The sequence below is a fragment of the Mammaliicoccus sp. RAM2 genome (genome assembly GCF_045897195.1).
GTDB classification, from domain to species: Bacteria; Bacillota; Bacilli; order Staphylococcales; family Staphylococcaceae; genus Mammaliicoccus; species Mammaliicoccus sciuri.
Map to the genome: position 1 here is coordinate 272438 of NZ_JBJNWI010000004.1, position 22290 is coordinate 294727.

The 22290-nt window shown below is 32.8% G+C and carries 21 protein-coding genes; 2 read left to right on the top strand and 19 right to left on the bottom strand.

Translation table 11 applies throughout. The annotated features are described in order from the left end of the window. Window positions 1–312: 312 nt before the first annotated feature. The 6 genes from ACJTHF_RS08115 to ACJTHF_RS08140 form a co-directional block, all read right to left on the bottom strand. The gene (locus ACJTHF_RS08115) at window positions 313–933 is read right to left on the bottom strand and encodes a class A sortase (protein ID WP_106417437.1); all 621 of its coding nucleotides are present in this window, start codon (window positions 931–933) and stop codon (window positions 313–315) included. A 58-nt stretch (window positions 934–991) separates the two neighbouring features. Further along, on the bottom strand, window positions 992–3031 hold the full coding sequence (gene recG, locus ACJTHF_RS08120) for an ATP-dependent DNA helicase RecG (protein ID WP_106417436.1): 2040 nt from the start codon (window positions 3029–3031) through the stop codon (window positions 992–994). Window positions 3032–3174: 143 nt separating this feature from the next. Beyond that, window positions 3175–4044, bottom strand: coding sequence for an L-serine ammonia-lyase, iron-sulfur-dependent, subunit alpha (sdaAA, locus tag ACJTHF_RS08125; protein WP_058591368.1), 870 nt, complete (start codon window positions 4042–4044; stop codon window positions 3175–3177). Window positions 4045–4057: 13 nt separating this feature from the next. Beyond that, window positions 4058–4723, bottom strand: a complete 666-nt coding sequence (gene sdaAB / locus ACJTHF_RS08130) for an L-serine ammonia-lyase, iron-sulfur-dependent subunit beta (RefSeq protein WP_025904553.1) — start codon at window positions 4721–4723, stop codon at window positions 4058–4060. A gap of 127 nt (window positions 4724–4850) precedes the next feature. Then, window positions 4851–6509 (bottom strand): fatty acid kinase catalytic subunit FakA, encoded by a 1659-nt coding sequence (fakA, locus tag ACJTHF_RS08135; protein ID WP_058591367.1) that lies wholly within the window; start codon window positions 6507–6509, stop codon window positions 4851–4853. Window positions 6510–6524: 15 nt separating this feature from the next. Further along, window positions 6525–6899 carry an Asp23/Gls24 family envelope stress response protein gene (locus ACJTHF_RS08140; RefSeq protein WP_016911554.1) on the bottom strand — a complete coding sequence of 125 codons (375 nt, stop codon included), beginning with the start codon at window positions 6897–6899 and terminating at the stop codon, window positions 6525–6527. Window positions 6900–7210: 311 nt separating this feature from the next. Between ACJTHF_RS08140 and rpmB the strand changes: the two genes are divergently transcribed. Beyond that, window positions 7211–7399: a 50S ribosomal protein L28 gene (rpmB, locus tag ACJTHF_RS08145; RefSeq protein ID WP_017000124.1), complete on the top strand. Its 189-nt coding sequence runs from the start codon at window positions 7211–7213 to the stop codon at window positions 7397–7399. 54 nt (window positions 7400–7453) lie between these two features. Here rpmB and ACJTHF_RS08150 read toward each other — a convergent pair whose 3' ends face one another. The 13 genes from ACJTHF_RS08150 to def all read right to left on the bottom strand — a co-directional run bounded on the left by ACJTHF_RS08150 (window position 7454) and on the right by def (window position 21105). Then, window positions 7454–8098: a thiamine diphosphokinase gene (locus tag ACJTHF_RS08150; RefSeq protein ID WP_058591366.1), complete on the bottom strand. Its 645-nt coding sequence runs from the start codon at window positions 8096–8098 to the stop codon at window positions 7454–7456. 2 nt (window positions 8099–8100) lie between these two features. Next, window positions 8101–8748 (bottom strand): ribulose-phosphate 3-epimerase, encoded by a 648-nt coding sequence (rpe, locus tag ACJTHF_RS08155; protein WP_058591365.1) that lies wholly within the window; start codon window positions 8746–8748, stop codon window positions 8101–8103. Further along, a complete protein-coding gene (gene rsgA, locus ACJTHF_RS08160) occupies window positions 8748–9623 on the bottom strand; it encodes a ribosome small subunit-dependent GTPase A (RefSeq protein ID WP_048542506.1) in 876 nt (291 codons plus the stop codon). Before rsgA ends, rpe begins: the two co-directional genes overlap by 1 nt. A 58-nt stretch (window positions 9624–9681) precedes the next feature. Continuing rightward, complete coding sequence (locus tag ACJTHF_RS08165; RefSeq protein ID WP_058591364.1) at window positions 9682–11067, bottom strand: sensor histidine kinase; 1386 nt, start codon at window positions 11065–11067, stop codon at window positions 9682–9684. Then, window positions 11057–11737 carry a response regulator transcription factor gene (locus tag ACJTHF_RS08170; protein ID WP_058591363.1) on the bottom strand — a complete coding sequence of 227 codons (681 nt, stop codon included), beginning with the start codon at window positions 11735–11737 and terminating at the stop codon, window positions 11057–11059. Before ACJTHF_RS08170 ends, ACJTHF_RS08165 begins: the two co-directional genes overlap by 11 nt. A gap of 124 nt (window positions 11738–11861) precedes the next feature. After that, the gene (locus ACJTHF_RS08175; RefSeq protein ID WP_058591362.1) at window positions 11862–13151 is read right to left on the bottom strand and encodes a cytochrome P450; all 1290 of its coding nucleotides are present in this window, start codon (window positions 13149–13151) and stop codon (window positions 11862–11864) included. 75 nt (window positions 13152–13226) lie between these two features. Continuing rightward, window positions 13227–14423, bottom strand: coding sequence for a hypothetical protein (locus ACJTHF_RS08180; protein WP_058591361.1), 1197 nt, complete (start codon window positions 14421–14423; stop codon window positions 13227–13229). 130 nt (window positions 14424–14553) lie between these two features. Beyond that, window positions 14554–16545 carry a Stk1 family PASTA domain-containing Ser/Thr kinase gene (gene pknB, locus ACJTHF_RS08185; protein ID WP_107603163.1) on the bottom strand — a complete coding sequence of 664 codons (1992 nt, stop codon included), beginning with the start codon at window positions 16543–16545 and terminating at the stop codon, window positions 14554–14556. Further along, window positions 16542–17288 (bottom strand): Stp1/IreP family PP2C-type Ser/Thr phosphatase, encoded by a 747-nt coding sequence (locus ACJTHF_RS08190; protein WP_025904563.1) that lies wholly within the window; start codon window positions 17286–17288, stop codon window positions 16542–16544. Before ACJTHF_RS08190 ends, pknB begins: the two co-directional genes overlap by 4 nt. Before the next feature lie 3 nt (window positions 17289–17291). After that, on the bottom strand, window positions 17292–18383 hold the full coding sequence (gene rlmN / locus ACJTHF_RS08195; RefSeq protein WP_049319422.1) for a 23S rRNA (adenine(2503)-C(2))-methyltransferase RlmN: 1092 nt from the start codon (window positions 18381–18383) through the stop codon (window positions 17292–17294). 1 nt (window position 18384) lies between these two features. After that, window positions 18385–19695: a 16S rRNA (cytosine(967)-C(5))-methyltransferase RsmB gene (gene rsmB, locus ACJTHF_RS08200; RefSeq protein ID WP_181294748.1), complete on the bottom strand. Its 1311-nt coding sequence runs from the start codon at window positions 19693–19695 to the stop codon at window positions 18385–18387. Then, window positions 19692–20624, bottom strand: coding sequence for a methionyl-tRNA formyltransferase (gene fmt / locus ACJTHF_RS08205; protein ID WP_048542489.1), 933 nt, complete (start codon window positions 20622–20624; stop codon window positions 19692–19694). The genes rsmB and fmt overlap by 4 nt, the downstream gene beginning before the upstream one ends. Then, window positions 20617–21105 carry a peptide deformylase gene (gene def, locus ACJTHF_RS08210; RefSeq protein ID WP_058591359.1) on the bottom strand — a complete coding sequence of 163 codons (489 nt, stop codon included), beginning with the start codon at window positions 21103–21105 and terminating at the stop codon, window positions 20617–20619. Before def ends, fmt begins: the two co-directional genes overlap by 8 nt. A 163-nt stretch (window positions 21106–21268) precedes the next feature. On the opposite strand from def, the gene ACJTHF_RS08215 reads away from it, so the two are divergent. Next, window positions 21269–22153 (top strand): nuclease-related domain-containing protein, encoded by an 885-nt coding sequence (locus tag ACJTHF_RS08215; protein ID WP_058591358.1) that lies wholly within the window; start codon window positions 21269–21271, stop codon window positions 22151–22153. Window positions 22154–22290: the final 137 nt, after the last annotated feature.

A 22290-nucleotide genomic window follows, 5' to 3' on the forward strand; every position in this document is an offset into this window, starting at 1 on the left:
CTTGGTCCATCTCTTGGCTTTATTAAGAAGTTAAGCTACGACTTGGACGATTTTTTATGTAATCAAAAATGTTCATTTCTAAATAATCATTTAATTTTTGATAAGATGTGAGTTTATTACTTCTTTAACTCACATCTTTTAGAATATCTCAAATTCTCCTTTCGCCCCCCCACGAATCCATCCAACTATATCTCGAATCCTCCACACCAAAATCTTGAATCCTCCCTCCGACCTCTCATATCCAATTCATCCAACTCATTTCTTCCAACAAAAAAAGAGCAAAATTTCAAATTTTGCTCTTCCCCCTCAAAGTTATGCTGCATTTTCTTCTACTGCTGTATATATCATGCGCTCTTCGAACAATAATGTATCTGGATTATAATTATCACATGTTATTAACGTTAATTGATTCGGTTTACCTTTATGTTCATCTAATACTTCCACTTGATTTGGTTTAACATTTTTAATGTTTTTAATTTTATATGTTTTTTTACCTTTTAATGTGATGAGTTCTACTTTATCGCCAACTTTTGCGCGATCGAGATAGTTAAATCTTATTCCTGCGCCTTCTACACGATGTCCTGCTATTGCGACATTCTGCTCACTTAACTGTTCATTCTCATCTACTAATGACAAACCATTTTTTAAATTTTGTTCTGTTGCTGGCCCTTTAAATATTGGCTCTGATATATCTGCTGCTGGTACTTTTAAATAACCAACCATATGTTCATTTACTTTTAAGTTATCTGTTTCTGTTTTAGTAATCCATGATTCTATTGGATTTATTTTAACGCTGTCATCATGATTTACATACGACTCGATGACCTTATCATTAACACGGTCTGTAAAATAAGTTCTAATATCATTCCAGAAGAAAATAGATATTGCCGTCATGATTAATAAGATACCTATAATTTTATATAACCATCTCATGTTTCTAACCTACTCTCAAAATATGGTAATTCAAATTTATACAATACGTGTACCAATGTCAATCAAAATTTTGTTCTGACATAGATTCTTGTACTAATAATCTCAATTTATCATATTCAGGTTTGAAAAATTCACCTGATTGAACTAATTCACTCGCTTCATCTCTTGCGACTTCTAACATTCTATAATCCTCTACGATATTTGCAACTCTGAAATCAGGCAAACCACTTTGTTTAACGCCAAAGAAGTCACCAGGTCCTCTCATTTCCAAATCTCGTTCCGATAAATAAAAGCCGTCTGTGGATTCAGTCATAATGTGCATACGTTCTACACCACTCTCAGTTTTGGGTGATGCTACTAAAGTACAGTAACTTTGATGATGACTTCTACCAACACGACCTCTTAATTGATGTAACGTAGATAAACCAAAACGGTCGGCATCATAAATAATCATAAATGTTGCATTAGGTACGTTCACTCCAACTTCAACTACAGTGGTAGAAACTAATATCGCGATTTCATTATTACTAAATTTATTCATGATTTCATCTTTTTCATCTGCATTCATTTTACCATGTACAAGTCCAACTTTATCAGCACCGAAACGTAACTGTAATTGCTCATAGATTGCGACCACATTTTGAACATCTAACGCTTCACTTTCTTCTATTAATGGACAAATGACATATGCTTGTCGACCTTTTAATATTTCTCCATTCAGCTGATTTAATACATGATCAATTTCTTCATGTTTTGCCCATGACGTCAAAATTTCTTTTCTACCTTTAGGCATTTGTTTAATCGATGTTACATCCATTTCACCGAATGCAGAGATAGACAATGTTCTCGGTATTGGTGTTGCTGTCATAAACAAGACATTTGTATCTGCACCTTTTTCACGCAACTTCTTACGCTGATTTACACCAAATCGATGTTGTTCATCAATGATAACTAATCCAATGTCATTAAATGCCACGTCATCTTGTATAAGTGCATGCGTACCTACAATGACGTCAACTTCTCCTGCTTCTAACTGTTCAAGTAATAATTTTCTTTTTTTACCTTTAACTGAACTTGTTAATAAAGCGACATTCAATTGTCCACCAAATAACTCATCTAAGCTGATCGCATGTTGTTCAGCTAATATAGCTGTCGGAACCATAAGCGCACTTTGCTTACCAGCATTAAACATTGCATAAATCGCAATGGCTGCAACAACCGTTTTACCCGAACCTACATCACCTTGTAATAATCGATGCATTTTAATAGGTGCTTTTAAATCTCTAAAAATTTCATTCACACTGTTTTTCTGAGCATCTGTTAATTCAAATGGTAATGTTTCGATAAAAGATTTTACCGCATTGACATCATAATTTAAACCTTCTATTTTATTAGACTCTTTTTCTAATTTGCTTAACCATTTCATCTTTAACTGAAATAAGAATAATTCATTAAATGAAAATGTTCGTCGTGCTAATTTAAGGTGATTAAATTGAAGTGGTTTATGTAAAATTGGAATGACATCTTTTAATGGCATTAATTTGTACTTATCCATTAAACTTGGTGATAACCATTCATCAATTTCAACAAGTTGCAATGCTTGTTCAATGTATTTATTAAGTTGTTTTTGTTTTAAGCCTTCTTTTAATCGATAAATAGGTGTTAACGTATTTCCACCGTCTTCTTTTTCAGCCATTACTTTTTGACCAGCAATAATTTGTTTCTTTTGATTCCATTTACCTTTGATTGTAACTAATTCACCCATTACGAGCCTTTTTTTCAAATAAGGTTGATTAAAGAAAGTGACTTTAACGGCAATTTGATCAATTAGCATGTGACACGTTAATTTAGATTTATTCCTACCAAAAAATGCAACAGTCGGACTAGAATACACTTCTCCAGTAACAGTGACAACATCACCATCAGTAGCTTCATTTAAATTAATGACAGATTCATCTTCGTAACGTGTTGGTAAATACAACACTAAATCTTCTAATGTATAGATATTTAATTCATTTAATAACTGTAAACTTTTTGGTCCAACACCTTTAAGTTCTTGCAAAGTTCGCTCTGTATATATCAGATGTTGCTTATTCATTTTTATCACCTATATTTATTAATACTCTAATTATAGAACAAATATATGATATAAACCAATCGAATTCACCAAAATGAGATTTATACAAAAATATAAAGGCCAGGACAATAAATTATGTCCCAGCCTTTATGTTGATGTTTTCGTTAATTTCCAAATATCTCTTGTTTTAATCTTTCACCTGTTGGCGTACCTGCTAGACCACCACGACCTGTTTCACGTAGTGCTGAAGGCATTGTTTGGCCAATTTTATACATAGCTTCTATTACTTCATCAGTAGGAATTCTTGATTTCACACCTGCTAAAGCCATATCAGCTGAAATAATTGCATTTGAAGCACCTGCAGCGTTTCTCTTAACACAAGGTACTTCTACTAAACCTGCAACTGGATCACAAACAAGTCCTAACATATTTTTTAAGCTAATTGCAAATGCTTCTGCAGATTGTTGAGGTGTACCGCCAGCCATTTCTACTGTTGCAGCAGCACTCATCGCAGCTGCTGAACCAACTTCAGCTTGGCAACCACCAGCCGCACCTGATATAGATGCGTTATTCGCAACAACAAATCCAAATGCACCTGTTGTAAATAAGAAATGTAACATATCTTCTCTAGTTGGGTTTAGTCTTTTTTTCAGCGCAAATAACACACCTGGTGCAACCCCTGCGGAACCGGCAGTTGGTGTTGCACATATTTTACCCATTGCTGCATTCACTTCATTCGTCGCAACAGCTTTACTGACTGCATCAATCATTAAATCACCTGAAAGTGATTGACCACTTTCTAAATAATCTTGTAAAAGTACAGCATCCATTCCAGTTAAACCAGTTGTTGAAGTTACACCATTGATACCACGTTCAATGGCTTTTTCCATTGTATCTAAATTACGTTCCATATTTTGATAAACTTCTTCTTTAGAGAGTTTAGACACGCGCATTTCTTGTTCAATCATGACTTCATATATTTTTTTATTTTCTCTTTCACAAATTTCAATAAGTTCTTTTACACTTTGAAACATGATAACCCTCCTTTTATGATTCCCCCATTAATGTGACTGTTTGTACACCATCAATTTCTTTAATTTTATTTAAGACTTCTTGTGGAATATCATCATCTAATTCACACGTCATTAATGCAAGTTCACCTTTCTCTTTACGGGCCACTTGCATACTACCAACATTAATACGATAATCACCAAAGACATTGGTCACTTTCCCGATCGTGCCAAAAGTATCCTTATGAAAAACAAGTAACGCAGGATAATTCCCACTAATGGCAATTTGAAATCCATTTATCGCAACGATTTCAACTTTACCGCCACCAATTGAAATACCTTCTACTGAGATTTCCATTTCTTTATTTCTCATGTTGATAATTGCAGTGTTTGGATGTGATCGCTCTTCAAACATTTCGATAAAGTTTACATCAATCTGTTGTTGCTCAGCATCTTGAAGACTTGTTTTGATTCGATCATCATCTGTATCATAGCCTAAAATACCACCGACTAACGCAACATCTGTACCATGTCCTTTATAAGTTTCCATGAAAGACCCATATAAATATATATCAATATGTTCTGGTTTACCATCAAATAAACCTCTAGCTATTAATCCAATTCTTACTGCACCAGCAGTATGTGATGAAGATGGCCCGACCATTACTGGGCCAATAATGTCAAAGACACTTCTATATTTCATCAATAATCACTCGTTTCTCTTTTAATTTCACCATACCATTATAACAACTTTCGTTCGTTTTGTAAGCGTTTTACAACACAAAAGACAACAACGCTTTTGTTTAACATTGTTGTCTTTTATCTTGAGATTATTCTACTGAGAATAAGAATGAGTAAATTGGTTGGTCACCTTGATGTACTTCTACTTCAACTTCATCATAGTTTTCTTCAACATATGATACTAATTGATCGACTTCTTCATCAGTAGCGTCTTCACCTTTAATAATAGTTAAAATTTCACTGTCTTCATCAATCATTTCATCGATAAGCTTTTTACTAGCTGTTATGTGGTCAGCATCACTTACTTTAATGCTGCTTTCATGGATACCCATGAACTCACCTTTTTTAATTGTAATACCATCTATATTTGTATCTCTAACAGCATACGTTACGGAACCTGATTTAACAAAACGCATTGCGTCTTCCATTTGTGCTTTATTCTCTTCGATTGATTGCTCTAAGTTAAGATTTAACATTGCTGACAGACCTTGAGATACTGTTTTTGATGCTACAACAGCTACAGGTATATCAACTAAATGTTCAACTTGTTCAGCTGCCATAATAATATTTTTATTATTTGGTAAGATGATTGCATTTTTACAACCTGATTGTTTTACAACTTTTACGATATCTTCTGTTGAAGGATTCATTGTTTGACCACCACTGATGACATGTGTTGCACCAAGTGATTTAAATAATGTCGTGATTCCTTCACCCATTGAAATTGTAATGACTGCTGTGTCAATTGTTTCTTGTTCTTGTTGCTGTTCTTGTTTTATTTTTTTATCTGCGCTTTTACGAAGTACTTCTCTATGTTGTTCACGCATGTTTTCGATTTTAATTTTAATCAGTTCACCATATTGGCTTCCGTATGATAATACTTCGCCTGGTGTTTCAGAATGAACATGTACTTTTGCAATTTCATCGTCAGAGATTACAAGTAATGAATCACCGAATTGACTCATATCTTCTCTAAATTGTTCTTCATCGAATGCTTTTTTATCTTTTCCAAAGCGAACCATAATTTCTGTACAGTAGCCGTAGACGATATCTTCAGTATTCATAACGCCACCGAAATCGTGGTCATCATTGATAAATTCATCTGTATCTACTTTTTCTTTAGCTGGTTGAATTTTTTCGCCTTTTAATGTTGCTAAGAAGCCTTCATAAACAAACATTAAACCTTGTCCACCACTATCCACTACACCTACTTCTTTAAGTACTGGTAGTTGGTTTGGTGTGTTTTCTAATGCTTTTTGACCTTCTTCAATTACAGCTTCCATAACTGTAATAACATCTTCTGTTGATTCAGCAGCTTTAACCGCCGCTTCTCCAGCTACTCTCGCAACTGTTAAAATCGTTCCTTCAACTGGTTTCATAACAGCTTTATATGCTGTATTTACACCTGATTGGAATGCTTTAGCGAATTGTTGAGCATCAATTTCTTGTTCATTCTCAATCGATTTTGAGAATCCTCTAAATAATTGAGATAAGATAACACCTGAGTTACCTCTTGCTCCCATTAACAATCCTTTAGAAAATATTTTACCAACCTCACCGATATGTGCATTACTATGAGATTTAACCTCTGCTGCACCTGATGACATTGATAAATTCATATTTGTTCCTGTATCCCCGTCTGGTACAGGAAACACATTTAAAGAATCTACAAAATCTGCATTGTTTGATAAACTATCTGATCCTTGAACGATCATATCAGCAAACAATTTGCCGTCAATCTTATTCATACTGTATTTGCCTCCCTATGCTTCCTCATCATCATTAATAACTCTAACACCTTGGATATATATGTTGACTGCGTTGACTTTTAAATTTAATGATTGTTCTAAAGTATATTTAACAGCAGATTGGACATTGTTTGCTATTTCTGAGATTTTCGTACCATAACTCACAATTATATACATATCTACATCAAGAACACCTTCGTTTTGAGATACAATAACACCTTTGGCATAATTATCACGCCCAAGAATTTCTGCAATGCCATCTCTAACTTGATGTTTACTTGCCATACCAACGATACCATAACATTCTACAGCAGCTCCGCCAGCAAGTGTTGCAATAACGTCATTTGAAATATCGATACTTCCATACTCATTTGTAATTTCTAAAGTCATGATTACGTCCCTCCTACACATTTAAATTTTTTCGTTTTATTAACTACTTTTATATGTTCTGTTTAATTATACTTAATATCACATTCACATCGCAAGAATTCATCATTTTAATCACGTTTTTTATACAACGTTTTCACAAGATATTATTATAACAAATAAATTGAACTTTAAAATACTTTTTGCGAAATTTGTTATTATTTTTTCGCTAATTTACAAAAAATCCGTTGAATAAATTATAAGTGCGTGTTATATTATTAAAGTGTGTAAACGTAAATAAATGTGTATTTATATTTCATTAAAGGAGGATATTTATGGCTAAAGAATGTTTCGTAACAGGTCGTAAAGCTAGAACTGGTAACCACCGTTCTCACGCATTAAATGCTAACAAACGTCGTTGGAACGCTAATTTACAAAAAGTTAGAATCTTAGTTGACGGTAAACCTAAACGTGTATGGGTTTCAGCTCGTGCGCTTAAATCAGGTAAAGTTACACGCGTTTAATGAATATAAGTCACATATAATAAAGAGAACCTTTGTGTGGAAGGTTCTCTTTTTTTATTTATCTTTACTTTGTACCATCAATATATTGCCAAGTTCAACTGTCACTAATGGATGTTCATGCCCCTCTTTAAACTCATTACTAATCGTTAACGTTGAGCCTTGCGCCAAAGTTGTAAATGGTAAATCATATTTAAATTCTTCTAATTTTATTCTAATATTCGTACTTAACGGAATAAAGGACACATATTTCATACTTTCTACTTGTGAAATTCGATGATTTCCTGCTTTTAATACTGTAATTTCATTTTGCTTATCTACGAGCGTGATTTGAATATTATCTTCCAGAAATTCTGGTTTCGTTAATATTTGAACTGCACCCATAAAATGATCTAATCTGCCACCTGTCGCACCATATATTCTAATTTCTTCGTATCCGAGTTCAACTGCTAAGTTAACCGCTAATGCAAGATCGGTATCATCCTTTTCTTTCTTAACCGGATCAATATCGATATGTTCAATGATTTGTTGATACTCTTCATCTGATACCGAATCAAAGTCTCCTACTGCAGCAACAGGCTTAATATCATGTTTAATTAATTCAATTGTTCCTCTATCTACACCTATCCAATCAATGTGTTTTTCATCTTGAAGTATATGTTCATTGATATGACGCATACTACATAATAGATTTACTTTCACGATTAATCACCCTTTAATTTATGTACAGGTTCTTTGTAGTCTTCATGTTTGAAGTAATAAGATCCTGCAACTAATATGTCTGCGCCTTGTGCTTTACATAACGCACCTGTTTCTTCATTAATACCACCATCAACTTCAATTTCAAAGTTTAAGTCATGTTCATTTCTATATTCGTCTAACCAAGTAATTTTATTTAACGTAGATTCTATGAAGCTTTGACCACCAAATCCTGGATTCACAGTCATAATTAGAACAAAGTCCACGTCTCCTAAAATTTGCGATAATGATTCTACAGGCGTTCCAGGGTTGATAACAACACCTGCTAATTTATCATGCGCTTTGATTTGTTGTATCGCTCTATGAATGTGTGGTGTCGCCTCGTAATGAACAGATACCATGTCACTACCCGCTTTACAAAACGCATCAATCATTTGTTCTGGGTTCTCGATCATTAAATGTGTATCAATCGTCATATCTGTTACTTTTCTTAATGATTCTAAAATAGGTAATCCAATCGATATATTTGGTACAAACTGACCATCCATTACATCAAAATGTAAAATGTCTGCGCCAGATTCCTTAACGCGTGTTACTTCTTGTTTTAATTCTGCAAAATCACAAGCTAAAAGTGAAGGTGCTATTTTTAACATTAATATCTTACCTTTCTATTTTGAATTTCTTCGAATAATGTCAAATAGTGCTTATATCTTAACTGATAAAAATGATTATCTTGAATTAGTTCTTTTACTGCACATTTAGGTTCATTAATGTGCGTACAATTTCTAAATTTACACTGTGATTTAATGGCTTCAAATTCTGGGAATAAATCTGCGAGATCTTCCTTTTCAATGTGTGAAAAGTCTAATGCACTAAATCCTGGTGTGTCAGCTAAATAACCACCCTCTAACTCATACAATTCAACATGTCTTGTCGTATGTTTACCACGATTAAGTGCTTTTGAGATTTTGTTCGTTTCTAAATTCAAATCGTCGAACAATCTATTCATAATCGTGGATTTACCAACACCAGATTGTCCACTTAACACGATAATACCGTCAATTAAAGGTTTAATCGCATTTGATACATCATCATCATCACCTATAAATAATGTTTCATATCCAATTGATTGATATTGCGCTAATTTATCTTGTATTTGTTGAATTTCATCATCAGTCGCGAGATCTTTTTTAGTTACACATATTATAGGTGTAATATTGTATGAATGAACGACTACGAGAAATCTATCTAATAATTGTTGACTAAATGCTGGTTCTGATGCACTCATCACGACGATAACTTTATGAATATTTGAAACAGGGGGTCTTAGTAATATATTCTCACGTTCATGAATATGTTGAATATAGCCACCTGTTTCATTTTCAACTTGAAAATCAACTATATCTCCGACAACTGGAGATGTTTTCTTCTTTCTGAATAATCCTCGAGCTCTCGTAATATATATACCATCGTCAGCTTGTACTGAATAATCTCCACTTATTGATTTAATAATACGACCAGTTTTCAATATAACACCTACCTCATTTTATTTTAATTATACCAAATCATACTGCTTAAATAATCAATTATTTATGTTGCTTAAACAAAATCGTTACTTCTGTCCCTTTATCGACTTCACTTTCGAAGAAGATTTGAGCATCATGATGTTCAATAATTGAATCAACAATCGATAACCCTAGACCGTTACTATCAACATGTACATTATGAGATTGATCACCTTTATAAAATCGATCTTTAATATGTTTCAGCTGTTTCTCAGTCATACCATAACCTTCATCAATAATCGAAACTTGTACAAATTCATTTTGTTCTTTTAGATCAATTTGTATCATACTATGTTCTGGTGAGTATTTAATAGCATTACTTATTATATTATAAAGTGCTTGATAAAGTAATTTATGATTACCTTTAATAGTTAAATCATCCATATCAAATAGAACTGAGATTTCATTGTCTTCTAATAAGAAATTCAGATTTTGAACGACTTCTTTAACGACTTTTTGAACATGTACTGTTTCATTAAATGATAAATGCTCACTATTATCTAACTCAGATAACAACAATAATTGTTTCGTTAAATTACTCAAACGATATGCCCTAGCATATATATCTTCTATAATTTGTGTTCTTTTATTTTCATCTTGTTCATGTTCAAGTTCTCTTAATAAACTTAAAATAGACTGAAGCGGAGATTTAATTTCATGAGATACATTTTGAACAAAGGATTGTCTCATCATTTCTAGCTGTTTAAGTTCATCTCTCATCTTAATAAATCGGTGTTGTAATATACCTATTTCATCGTCACGTGTTACTTTGATATCGACATCAAAGTCACCTTTTCTTAATGATTCAGTCGTCTTCATAAGTCGTCTAATTGGGTTTGCTAATGAATAACTTGAGAAGAGCACGAGTACTAATGAAATTACGACTAGCAATACAAGCAATATCGCTAAAAATATTCTAAATTCGCCTAACATGGAACCCACACTAGGTCTCAAGAATAACGCATACTCAGCACCTTGATGTTGAATCTTTATACCGACAGTGTTTCTCGTTTCATTATCAAAGAATCCTGTAATAAAAATATTAAACGGTCTATTCTTAATACCATGATACGTTTTACCGTCTAATACATCTTCAACAGCTTGGTTGTCTAAATTATATTTTCTAAAGTTATCACCATAATAAGTCGGTTTCAACTTATCATTATACAATACAGCTTGATAATGTAGCTCGCTTAAGTGATTTAAATAATTATCCAACGACATTTCATTATCATGATCAATATAATCTTGAACATCTTTTAAAGTATTAAACACTTTGTGGTCATTTTTTTCTTTTAAATCTATATGATAATAAATATTTGTAAGAATAAAACCTAAAATAGCACTTACGAGCATCACAACTATTGTATAAATCGTTATTCGTTGAGCTAAAGACTTAAACCTCATGAGCAAGCACCGCCTTGTAACCAACGCCTCTGACGGTTTTAATCAAGACATCACTCTCTAACTTTTCTAATCGCTTTCTAATACGTTTAATATGTACATCAAGCGTTCGTTCGTCTCCTTCGAAATCAATACCCCATACAACTTCAATAATTTTGTCTCGTTGTATTACTTTATCTTTGTTACGCATTAAATAATCTAATAATGCAAATTCTTTCTTTGGTAAAAGCATTGTTTTCTGATTAATCGTTATTTCCATATCAACACTATTGATATGTGTATTACCTATTTGAAGTTCATTGGATGAATTAATTTTAAACCTGCGTAGAACAGCTTTTATTCTAAATATTAACTCTTTAATTTCAAATGGTTTTGTCACATAATCATCTGTTCCAGCGAGAAATGCATTTTCTTTATCACTCAACTCATCTCTTGCCGTTAACATGATAACTGGAATATCAAAACTATCCTTAAGTATTTGACACAATTCAAAGCCGTCCATACCTGGCATCATAATATCTACAACAGCAATATCAATATATTTATGCTCTACAACTTCTATAGCTTCCTCACCACTGAGACTTGTTATAACATTTATATGTTCACGTTCAATTTCTCGCTTCAAATCATTTAAGATAAATTTATCATCATCTACAACTAAACAAGTTACCATGTCATCACCTCTTTACCTATGATACCAAATATCTTTTAGAATTTTCATATATACATGAATTCAGGCTGAAATTTCGAATGAAATTTCAGCCTGAATAATATTATTATAATGAATCAATTCATGATTAAACTGATTCTACGTTACGGTTTACTAATGCATTTACATTTTCAATGATTGTACCACTTACGACACGACCTGGTAATTTATTTAAATTAACAGATAGATCTTGGTCTTTTTTCATATCATATGAAATGTTTCTAGCGAAGTATTTCATAGATTCTTCCATGATGATAATTGTCATCCACTCACCAGCACAACGGTGGTTTGTATAATAATCGCCACCACCTTGAGGGATTAAATCAAATGGACTTCCGTCCCAATCGCTAAAGCGGTTTGGATAGAACCTTTCTGGATTCTCCCATAAGCCGTCTCTATGCAATGTTCCGTAAATATCTAATACTAAGAAAGTATCTTTCTCAATCGTATAGCCATCAAATTCGATATCTACTGCTGCTTTACCAGGTAAATAAGGTACGAATGGATAGAATCTTCTAACTTCTTGTACAAATTTATAAGCATAGTCATTTTCATTATTGAAGACTTTTTCTGCTTCTCCTGGATAATCATGTAATGCTTTCACACCGAAACTAATAAAACGATTAATCGCGACTAGAGGACGCACAACGTTCATTAAATCGATCGCACACAATCTAGAATCCATTAAATTACCTTCAAAATCTTCCCAGTGACTAAATTCATGTAATGCTGTACCTTGTGGAGGTGTTAATTTACCTTCACGTACTGCAATAATTTGATTTTCTAGGAATGTTTCCACTCTATCTCTTGCTTTTTTAGCTTCTCTATACCCTTTGAATGCAGTACCGATATTTTTAAATGAATCAATCATTGTGTCCATATCTCGGGCACAGCTTTCAATTTCTTCAGGAGACGCGATAACGCCTGCCCATCTAAATCCAACTTTAGTTAATAAGATAATAGATTCTTTATAAACGTTAACTTCGTCCATTCTTTCCATACGTTCAGTATTCATGAACCAAGTACTACGTGTAAGTTCTCTCAAATATTCTAAATTTTCTTCAGTCATTAATGACATAAATAGAGCTTTACGGTCTATGTGTTTTTTACCACCAGTAGTATGTATAGCGCCTTTACCGAATAAAGTATTAACAACACGTTTTGGTAACGTACCTTGTCTTTCAATTAAATCGTTATTATAAAAAAGCTCTGCTGCTTCTTTACCACTGATTACAACTGTTCTTCTTCCGCCTAATGCTCTTAATTCAAAAATATTTGTATCAAATTTCTCAAGTCTATTTGGTACATATTTATAGCCTTCTTTCAAAACTTTAAATGTACTGTCTAGACCTCTATCTTTTGGTATTTGCTTACCCATAAAGTTAATGCCCCCTAGAATTTTTGTAAATTTCATATACTTACATATTATTTCATTTTCTGTGAAAATAATCAATCAACTACTATTATCAATTGAAAATTTAATATCTTTGTCAACTAATGCATGTCTTTTTGACCACTCAATTAGCGTATCTGGATAAACGACATCATCTTGAATCGATTGATTTAGATTTTCAACTGGAAAACTGAGTATAAATCGTTGATCAATAATTTCATCAACAATATTTAAAAACGCTAGATTTCCATTCGTTGGTCTTCCGACAAGATTGACTATTCCCGATTTTACTACTTTATAAACGAGCCATTCAGCTGCATAAGATGTATCTTTATCAATCAAAATCACAATTTCTTCAAATCGACTTAATCCGATAAAATCAATTTTATCATCATCAAAGAATTTCCAATCACCAACAGGTTGATCTAAAATATTTTGATAAAAAGCTTGTTCATTCATTTCACTGCATGCTTTATACAAACGTTCTAATTTTTGCTTAAATAACGACTTATGACGCTCCCGCTCAACCTTTACTTGTGTGTCTTTCGTTAATATTGTTTCTTGATTGCCAATCTCATAAAAATAAGGCATAAGAAACTCTGCGATACTCAAATTTTTAAATTGTGCATTTCTAAAATCAAAAATGACTTTTTTAGATGATGCTTGAATTTTGGATAATTTGTATAACGCTTCAACAGCTTGTTCAAAACGAATATCACCGTTAAATTCTAATATTGGTACATCATCCTTAACCGTCACATCAATCGTATGTTCTGTACTCACCGGATAATGTCTCAATTCAAAGTGATAAGTTTGATTCGCTCTTTTTACTTCTACTTCATTTTGGAAAGTTAAAATATGTCCCCATTCTTCTCTATGGTATGGTTCATCTTTTAATAAACGATGATATCTCATTCTACAATATTCAATAGAATCCCCTGATAACTGTGTAATTTCATCACCAACAACAAAGCGTATATCATCCAGCACTTTCGTAACAACTAAAGCATCTTTAGTAGCTCTTACCTTAATTCCAACTTGTTTGTCAGGAATTTTCAATGCTTTAATAGACGTACTCAACAAGCCTATATCATAAAAGAAATTATTCATAACTTCTATAAAGACTTGATCAGACAGATGAGATGAGGTCACAATATTTTTATACTCTTCATAAATAGCGTGCTTTTGATCAGCATCTACAATAGCATGTTCTGTTTGACGATATACATATTCATATAAAGACACATAAGGAAGCATATTTTTCACCCCAGACTCATTTTCTAAATTTTACTAAGAACTAAACATTAAATCAATAGTGTATAAAAATAGAGACTGAAACACTGTTTAATGTTTCAGTCCCTCAAATAGCTATATACTTTTCATATATTTAGAAATCATCGTAATCAATTGTGTTACTTTCAACCTCTTTACCATCTACTTCAACGCGATATTCTGCTGATTCGCCTTTTGGAATCGTGAAATTAATGCTTCTTGTTGTATCTTTTTTAATCGTAAAGGAATCTGCAACTTTTTTGATATCATTTGATTTATCTTTAACAAAGATCTCTACTTTCTGACCTTTTTTACTATCAGAACCTGTAAATGGTATATAAACGGATTGTGTATATGTTTTATCTCTTGCGTTATCATCACTGTCATCTTTTTTATCTTTATCATCTGATTTATCTGAGTTAGAGTCTTTATCTTCACCTTTAGATACATCAAAATAAATCGTTGATTCGACTGGCAATTGTCCATCTTTAAATGATTGTTTAACGATTGTATCTGCTGGTTCATCACTTTCAACTTCAGATTGTTCTACTTTAAATCCAAGCGCTTCAAGTTCAGAAGTTGCTTTACTAATTTCTTCACCTGTATAATCTTTAACGTATTCTTGTTTTACGCCGATTGATTTTGTCAAAATAATCATCGTATCTTTAGGTACAACTTTAGAACCTGGTTCGATATTTTGATTAATCACTGTGCCATTCATCGCTTTATCATACTGTTCTTTTATACGGACAGATTCAAAGCCTTGTTTTTCTAATTGCTTTTTCGTTTTGTCTGCTGATTTTCCAACATAATCTTCTATGGTAAACGTCTTAACACCTTGAGATATCACTAAATCAACTTTAGTCATTTCTTTAACCTTACTACCTACTTTAGGTGTTACTTTCATAACTTCGCCTTCTTTAAAGCTATTACTATAGGCTTCTGTTATTTTACCTTTGCTTAAACCTTTTTCATCTATTAAAGCTAAGGCTTCACCACGTGATTTACCTAATAAGTTAGGCACGTCTACATATTTAGGAGCCGTTAAGGCAAAACCAATTGCACCTACTAACATACATAATAGTAAAATGGGTACAAAAACGATTAACCATTTATTACGCTTACGTTTAGGTTTATTTGTTTCCATATTTTGCTGTTGTGCATTAGCATTTTGTTGCGTCGTTGCAATTGGAACAGTCTTTGTATCACTTTCTTCTTCATCAGCTTTTATAACGGGCATTGTTTTAGTATCTGAATCAGACTCATACCTAGGTAATTCATCTTTACGTTCATCGTCCAATGCTGTTAAAAGGTCATAATACATTTCATTTGTATCACGGTACCTTAGTGATTTTTCTTTACGAGTTGCTTTCATAATGACATTTTCTATACTTTGAGGTATAGATGGTCGTTCTTTTCTAATAGATGGCAACTCTTCTTGAATATGTTTAATGGCTACACTTACAGGCGTTTCCCCATTAAAAGGCGGATGTCCTGTTAATAATTCATACAATACAATACCAATAGAATAAATATCTGATGATTCATCTGTTGATTGACCTTTAGCTTGTTCAGGCGATAAATATTGAACAGAACCCATAACATGATTCGTTTCTGTTAAAGCTGTTTCACTTAATGCCCTTGCGATACCAAAGTCTAATATTTTTAAAGTCCCATTTTTAGTCATGAGAATGTTTTGCGGTTTAATATCTCGATGAATAATTCGATGATGATGAGCATGTGCGATACCTTTTAAGATTTGAAGCGTCATTTCAACCGCTTCATCTGCAGATAACTTACCTTCTTTACATAGATACTCCTTTAATGTTGGTCCTTCTATATATTCCATAACAAGGTAATAACAATTATCATCTTCTTCTACATCAAGTACATTCACAACGTTACTATGACTTAAAATCGTCGTATTTTGAACTTCTCGTTCGAATCGTTCAACTGCTTTTTCTTTTTCATAAGGCGGTATGTTGATTACTTTCACTGCTACATCACGGTTCAAGATCTTATCTTTCGCTAAATAGACGTTACTCATACCACCGCCACCAAGATACTTCACAAATTCATAGCGACCGGCGATTATGCGACCTATCATATTTTTCCACCTTCAAATGGATATAATATTAACGAGATATTATCTTTACCTTCGACTTCGATTGTTTCTTCGATAAGCGTTTCACCAATATCATCAACCGTACCTTTATGAGACATCACAATTTGTTGAACGTCATCTTCATGTAAGTAATCTGTTAAACCATCTGAATTTAAAAGCAAATAATCATAAAATTTTGTATTGTAGTAAAAAATATCTGGGTTAACACGTTTATCTGTTCCCATAACTTTTGTAATAATGTTTCTTTGAGGATGCGTGAAAGCCTCCTCTTTCGTAATTTCTCCAATCGTAACAAGATGATTAACAAATGTATGATCATTTGTTAATTGCATCATTTCACGACTGTTCATCAAATAAGCACGTGAATCACCTATATTAGCTACAACGATGTCTTTTTCATAGACTAAAGCACAAACACAAGTTGTACCCATTCCTCTATACATCTCATTGTTCATAGACTCGTTATATAATTGCCTGTTTATATCAGCTAAGTTAGATTGTAACCAATCTTCTGCATGATCATATTCAATATAATTTTCATCTTCGAATCTAGCTTTAAGTGAATCATTCACAAATTGGCTTGCAACTTCACCTGCAGCATGTCCACCCATACCATCACAAATCACTAATAAAACTTGACCCGTTTGATTTGTATAGATACCACCTGCATCTTCATTTTGTTCTCGAAATTGACCGACATCTGTAAAAAACCGTGCTTCCATGATTTGTTACCTCGTTTCTTCTTTTCGCTCTTTTGCTCTTAGTTGTCCACATGCAGCATCAATATCTGCACCTTGATTACGTCTTATTGTAGCATTTATCCCGTTTCTTTTTAATTCTTTTTCAAATTTAAAGATATCTTCTTTTGATGTTTTTACATAGTCACGTTCTGGTACGTGGTTAACTGGAATTAAGTTCACGTGACAGTTTAAATGTTTAATTAGTTTTGCCAATGCTTTTGCATGATGAACTTGGTCATTTACACCTCCGAACAAACCATATTCAAAAGTGATTCTTCTATTCGTTTTATTGACATAGTATTCAATAGCTTCCATTAATTTATCTAAATCATAAGCTCTGTTTATAGGCATCAATCTTGAACGTGTTTCATTATCAGCTGCATGTAAACTTAACGCAAAGTTTATTTGTAGGGATTCATCAGCAAAATCGTAAATTTTAGGGATTATACCTGATGTAGAAACTGTTATATGACGTGCTCCGATGTTTAAACCTTTATCATGATTAATGATTTTTAAGAATCCCATCATTTCATCATAGTTCTCAAATGGTTCACCAATACCCATAATAACAACTTGGCTGACACGCTCATCCGTAGCATCTAAAGCTTTTTGAACTGTTAATACTTGTGCAACAATTTCACCCGCTTCAAGGTTACGTTTCAAACCACCGATTGATGAGGCACAGAACGTACAACCTATACGACAACCTACTTGAGTTGTCACACAAACTGAATTCCCATATTCATGTCTCATTAATACTGTTTCAATCGTGTATCCATCTTGTAATTCAAAAAGAAACTTGATTGTTCCATCTTTACTTTCTTGTTTAACAGCTACTTCTAACGTTGTAATTTCAAATGATTGTACAAGTTTTTCTCTCAATTCTTTTGAAAGATTTGTCATTTCGCTAAAAGCATCTACTCTTTTAACATATAACCAATCAAAAATTTGTTTAGCTCTAAACTTTGGTTCTGATTGATCGATCAACCAATCTTCTAATTCTCCTAATTGTAATGAATATATTGAAGGTCTTTCGAAGTTTGGCATAAATTTATTGCGTTTTTTCTGTATCGCTGGCATATTAATTTTCCTTTCTCTTAATTTTAGTAATAAAGAAACCATCTGAATTATAATCTTGAGGTAGTAGCTGTAATGTTTTAGTTTCTTGATTTGTTCTTGGATCTATAAATGGTGCGAATTCAAATTCTGGATTTGCTTTTAAGAATGAATAAACAACATTTTCATTTTCCATTTGTTCGATTGTACAAGTTGAGTACACAAGTTCTCCATTAGGTGCGAGAGATTTACTTGCATTTTCAAGGATTTCTAATTGTAAGTGCCACAATGATTCAACATCCTTTGACGTCTTGTCATACTTAATTTCAGGCTTTCTTCTCATGACACCAAATCCACTACACGGTGCATCTACAAGGATGTAGTCATATGTTTGATCAAAAGGCTGAGTGGCATCATGTACAGCTGCTGTTACATTTTTAAGTCTTAATTTTTTGATATTAAAATCTATTAAATCTATTTTATGTGGGTGAATGTCAAATGCATCAACATGACCAGTTTGATTCATGATTTCAGCGATATGACAAGCCTTACCACCTGGTGCACTACATGTATCTAACACTGTACTATTCGGTTTTGGATTCAAAATTTCTGCTACAAACATTGAACTCTTATCTTGTACAGATAATAAACCATCTTTAAATAATCTATCATTTACAATAGCTTCACCTTTAACATGTAAACATCTTTCTATGTCTTTATCTATTTCGACAGTATAACCATTACTTTGTAATCTTTCAACTGCATCTTCAACAGATATGCGTGTTGTATTCACTCTTACTGTTGTATCTGGCGGTGTTAAACTGAGTAAACACATTTCTCTCGTCTTTTCATATCCAAAATGTGTAATCCAATGTTTTGTTAACCATAAAGGTACACTACCCTCAATTGAAAGTTTCTTATCATCATGTTTGATTTCATCTAATGTTCTTAATGGTGTAGACATGAAATTTCTAAGAATCGCATTGATTGCTTTACTATTGTGTAAATCACCGCGTACTTTAGCAATATTAACAGCTTCATTGATAATCGCGTGATTTGGAACTTTATCTAAATATACATATTGATATGCACTCATGATTAATAGACGTTTCATCCAACCTTTTAACTTCGTCTTAATAAAAGGCTCAATTAAATATTCTAAAGTGATTTTTCTTTGTAAAGTACCATATACAAGTTCCGTTAATAATCCAACATCTTTTTTAGATACGGCTTCGTTTTTTATCGCTTCATTAAGTTGTAGATTACTATATGCTTCACCTGTCAGTACATCATCTAGAATCGTTAATGCAACGTTTCTTACATTGTTTTTCATCATATTAATTTAGTCCCATCAATTTTTGATTGTAATCCGCTTAAATAATCTCGTGTTTGCACACGTTTCTTACCTGCTAATTGTATTTCAGTTAAAGCAACACCATCTTCACTGCCTGTTGCTACTATAATAGCTGATTTAGTTGTTTCAACAATTTCTCCTGGATTACCTTTAACATTTCTTACAATTTCACTGCGCCACAATTTCATATTTTTATCATTCATCGTTGTATAAGCAACTGGCCAAGGTGATAATCCTCTTATATGGTTATGGATTGATTCAGCATCTTGTGTCCAGTCAATTCTTTCATCTTCTCTTGAAATATTAGAAGCAAAACTTACAAGTGATTCATCTTGAGGAATGCTATCATTTGTTCCATTAAAAATAGTAGGTAAAGTTCGTTTCAATAATGCTGTACCGAGTACTGCTAGTTGATCATGAACATCTCCTACTGTGTCGTTCTCTTTAATGTCGATTTCATCTTGGCTAATAATATTACCTGCATCTAATTTTTCTGCCATATACATAATTGTTACGCCTGTCTTTTTCTCACCATTCATAACTGCATAATGAATCGGAGCACCACCGCGATATTTAGGTAGCAATGAAGCATGTACATTAACTGCTTTATATTTTGGCGCATCTAATAATGATTTTGGTAATAGCTGCCCAAATGCTGCAGTAACGATTAAATCAGGTTGTAAATTAATAATCTCTTCTAATTCTGGTGAATGATTTAATTTTTCAGGTTGATATACTGGAATATTATGTTCAACTGCTACTTTTTTAACAGGAGGTGGTGTCAGTACTTTTTTTCTACCTACCGGACGATCAGGTTGAGTAACAACTGCAATCACTTCATGTTCTTCGATTAACATTTCAAGAATGCCTGTAGAAAAATCTGGTGTACCCATAAATACAATTTTACTCATCCTTATACATCTCCTCTAATTCTTCTTCACTAATTTCTTTCGTCATCTTATCCGTGAATAACTCACCATATAAATGATCTACTTCATGTAAAATAATTCGTGCAATATCATCATATGCAGTTAGTTCAACTTGATTACCATTTAAATCATTACTTTTCACGACAATCATTTTACTTCTGTTCACTTCTCCAAAGACACCAGGTACGCTGAGACAACCTTCTACATCAGCTTCAGTTTCTTCAGATTGAGAAACAATCGTTGGATTGATCAGCTGCAAAATACCTTCTTGCTCCATATCAACAATCGCAACTTTAAGATCAACTCCAATTTGAGGTGCAGCTATACCCACCCCATCATTTTCAAACATTGTATCCTCTAAATCAGCAATTAATGCTTTTAAAGACTCATCAAAAGTCACAACATCTTTAACTTCTCTATTTAACATTGGATTTGGTACCGTAACAAGTGGTTTTACAGCCATATCTATCGCTCCTTTTTAAAAACTCATCGTATAATTATAACGTAAATCAATATAAAAAGCGACAGAGAAAATTCATCTACAGTCGCTTACATTGATTTGATAGAAAATTTTGCATAAACGAAGTAAAATCGAATCACCAATAAATAACAGAAAGGAGTCCTATATGAACGCATCCGACTACTATCAATATTTACTCGCACTTGAATCTCGGAAGATTTTAACGAAAGATGAGAGGAATAATCTTCTCACTTATTACAACGGCAAAGAAGGCGAACGCTATTTCAAATCGTTTTTAAACACGATACCTAACATCAGCTATATTTACGATTTCGAATTCGGTAATCAACATCATGTCCAAATTGATTATTTAGTCGCAACAGACAATACACTTTTCTTATTTGAAATTAAACATTATAGAGACGAGTGGCATTTCGAACAAGATTACTTAAAAAGTAGTTACGGATTAACTACGAAATCCCCCATTAAACAAACAAAATTTATGAAATTCGAATTAGAAAAATTACTGTATAAAAATGGTATACATATAAATATTCAAACTTTTATCATTTTTACAAATCCTCATTTTATCCCAGTTGGAACCTGGCCACATAATCAGAATATTATCTATTTCAATCAATTGAACCAAATCAAAGAAATCTTACAATCCCATTCATCAAAGTTTAACCCCGCACTTTTAAACTTTTTATTACAACACAAGAAAATCCACTCAACTTATTATCAAAAAGAAATCACACCATACTTCGATCTCAGTTTAGCAGGTGTAAAATGTCCAAGTTGTAGAAAAATGCACACAATCAAAATAATAGAAAATAAAATCTACTCTAACTGCATGTACTGTCACTCTAAGATTAAATGCGAAGAAATCGTCCTGTACAATTTGAAAGAACTCTATTATTTAAAAAGAGACGGCTTTACATTTGAAGAAGCCATCCAGTGGTGTTATCCGTTTAGGTCACACACTATAAAAAGAGTTTGTAATAATCATTTTAAGTCTGAGAAACTTCGTAATAAAAAATTCTATTTATAACGCGAGTCTTATGAACACTTCTCGTCAAACTTGTTCATAACGGGTGCCTTGTGAACACCTCTGGCTATACTTGTTCATAACGATTGCCTTATGAACACTTCTCGTCAAACTTGTTCATAACGATGGTCTTGTGAACA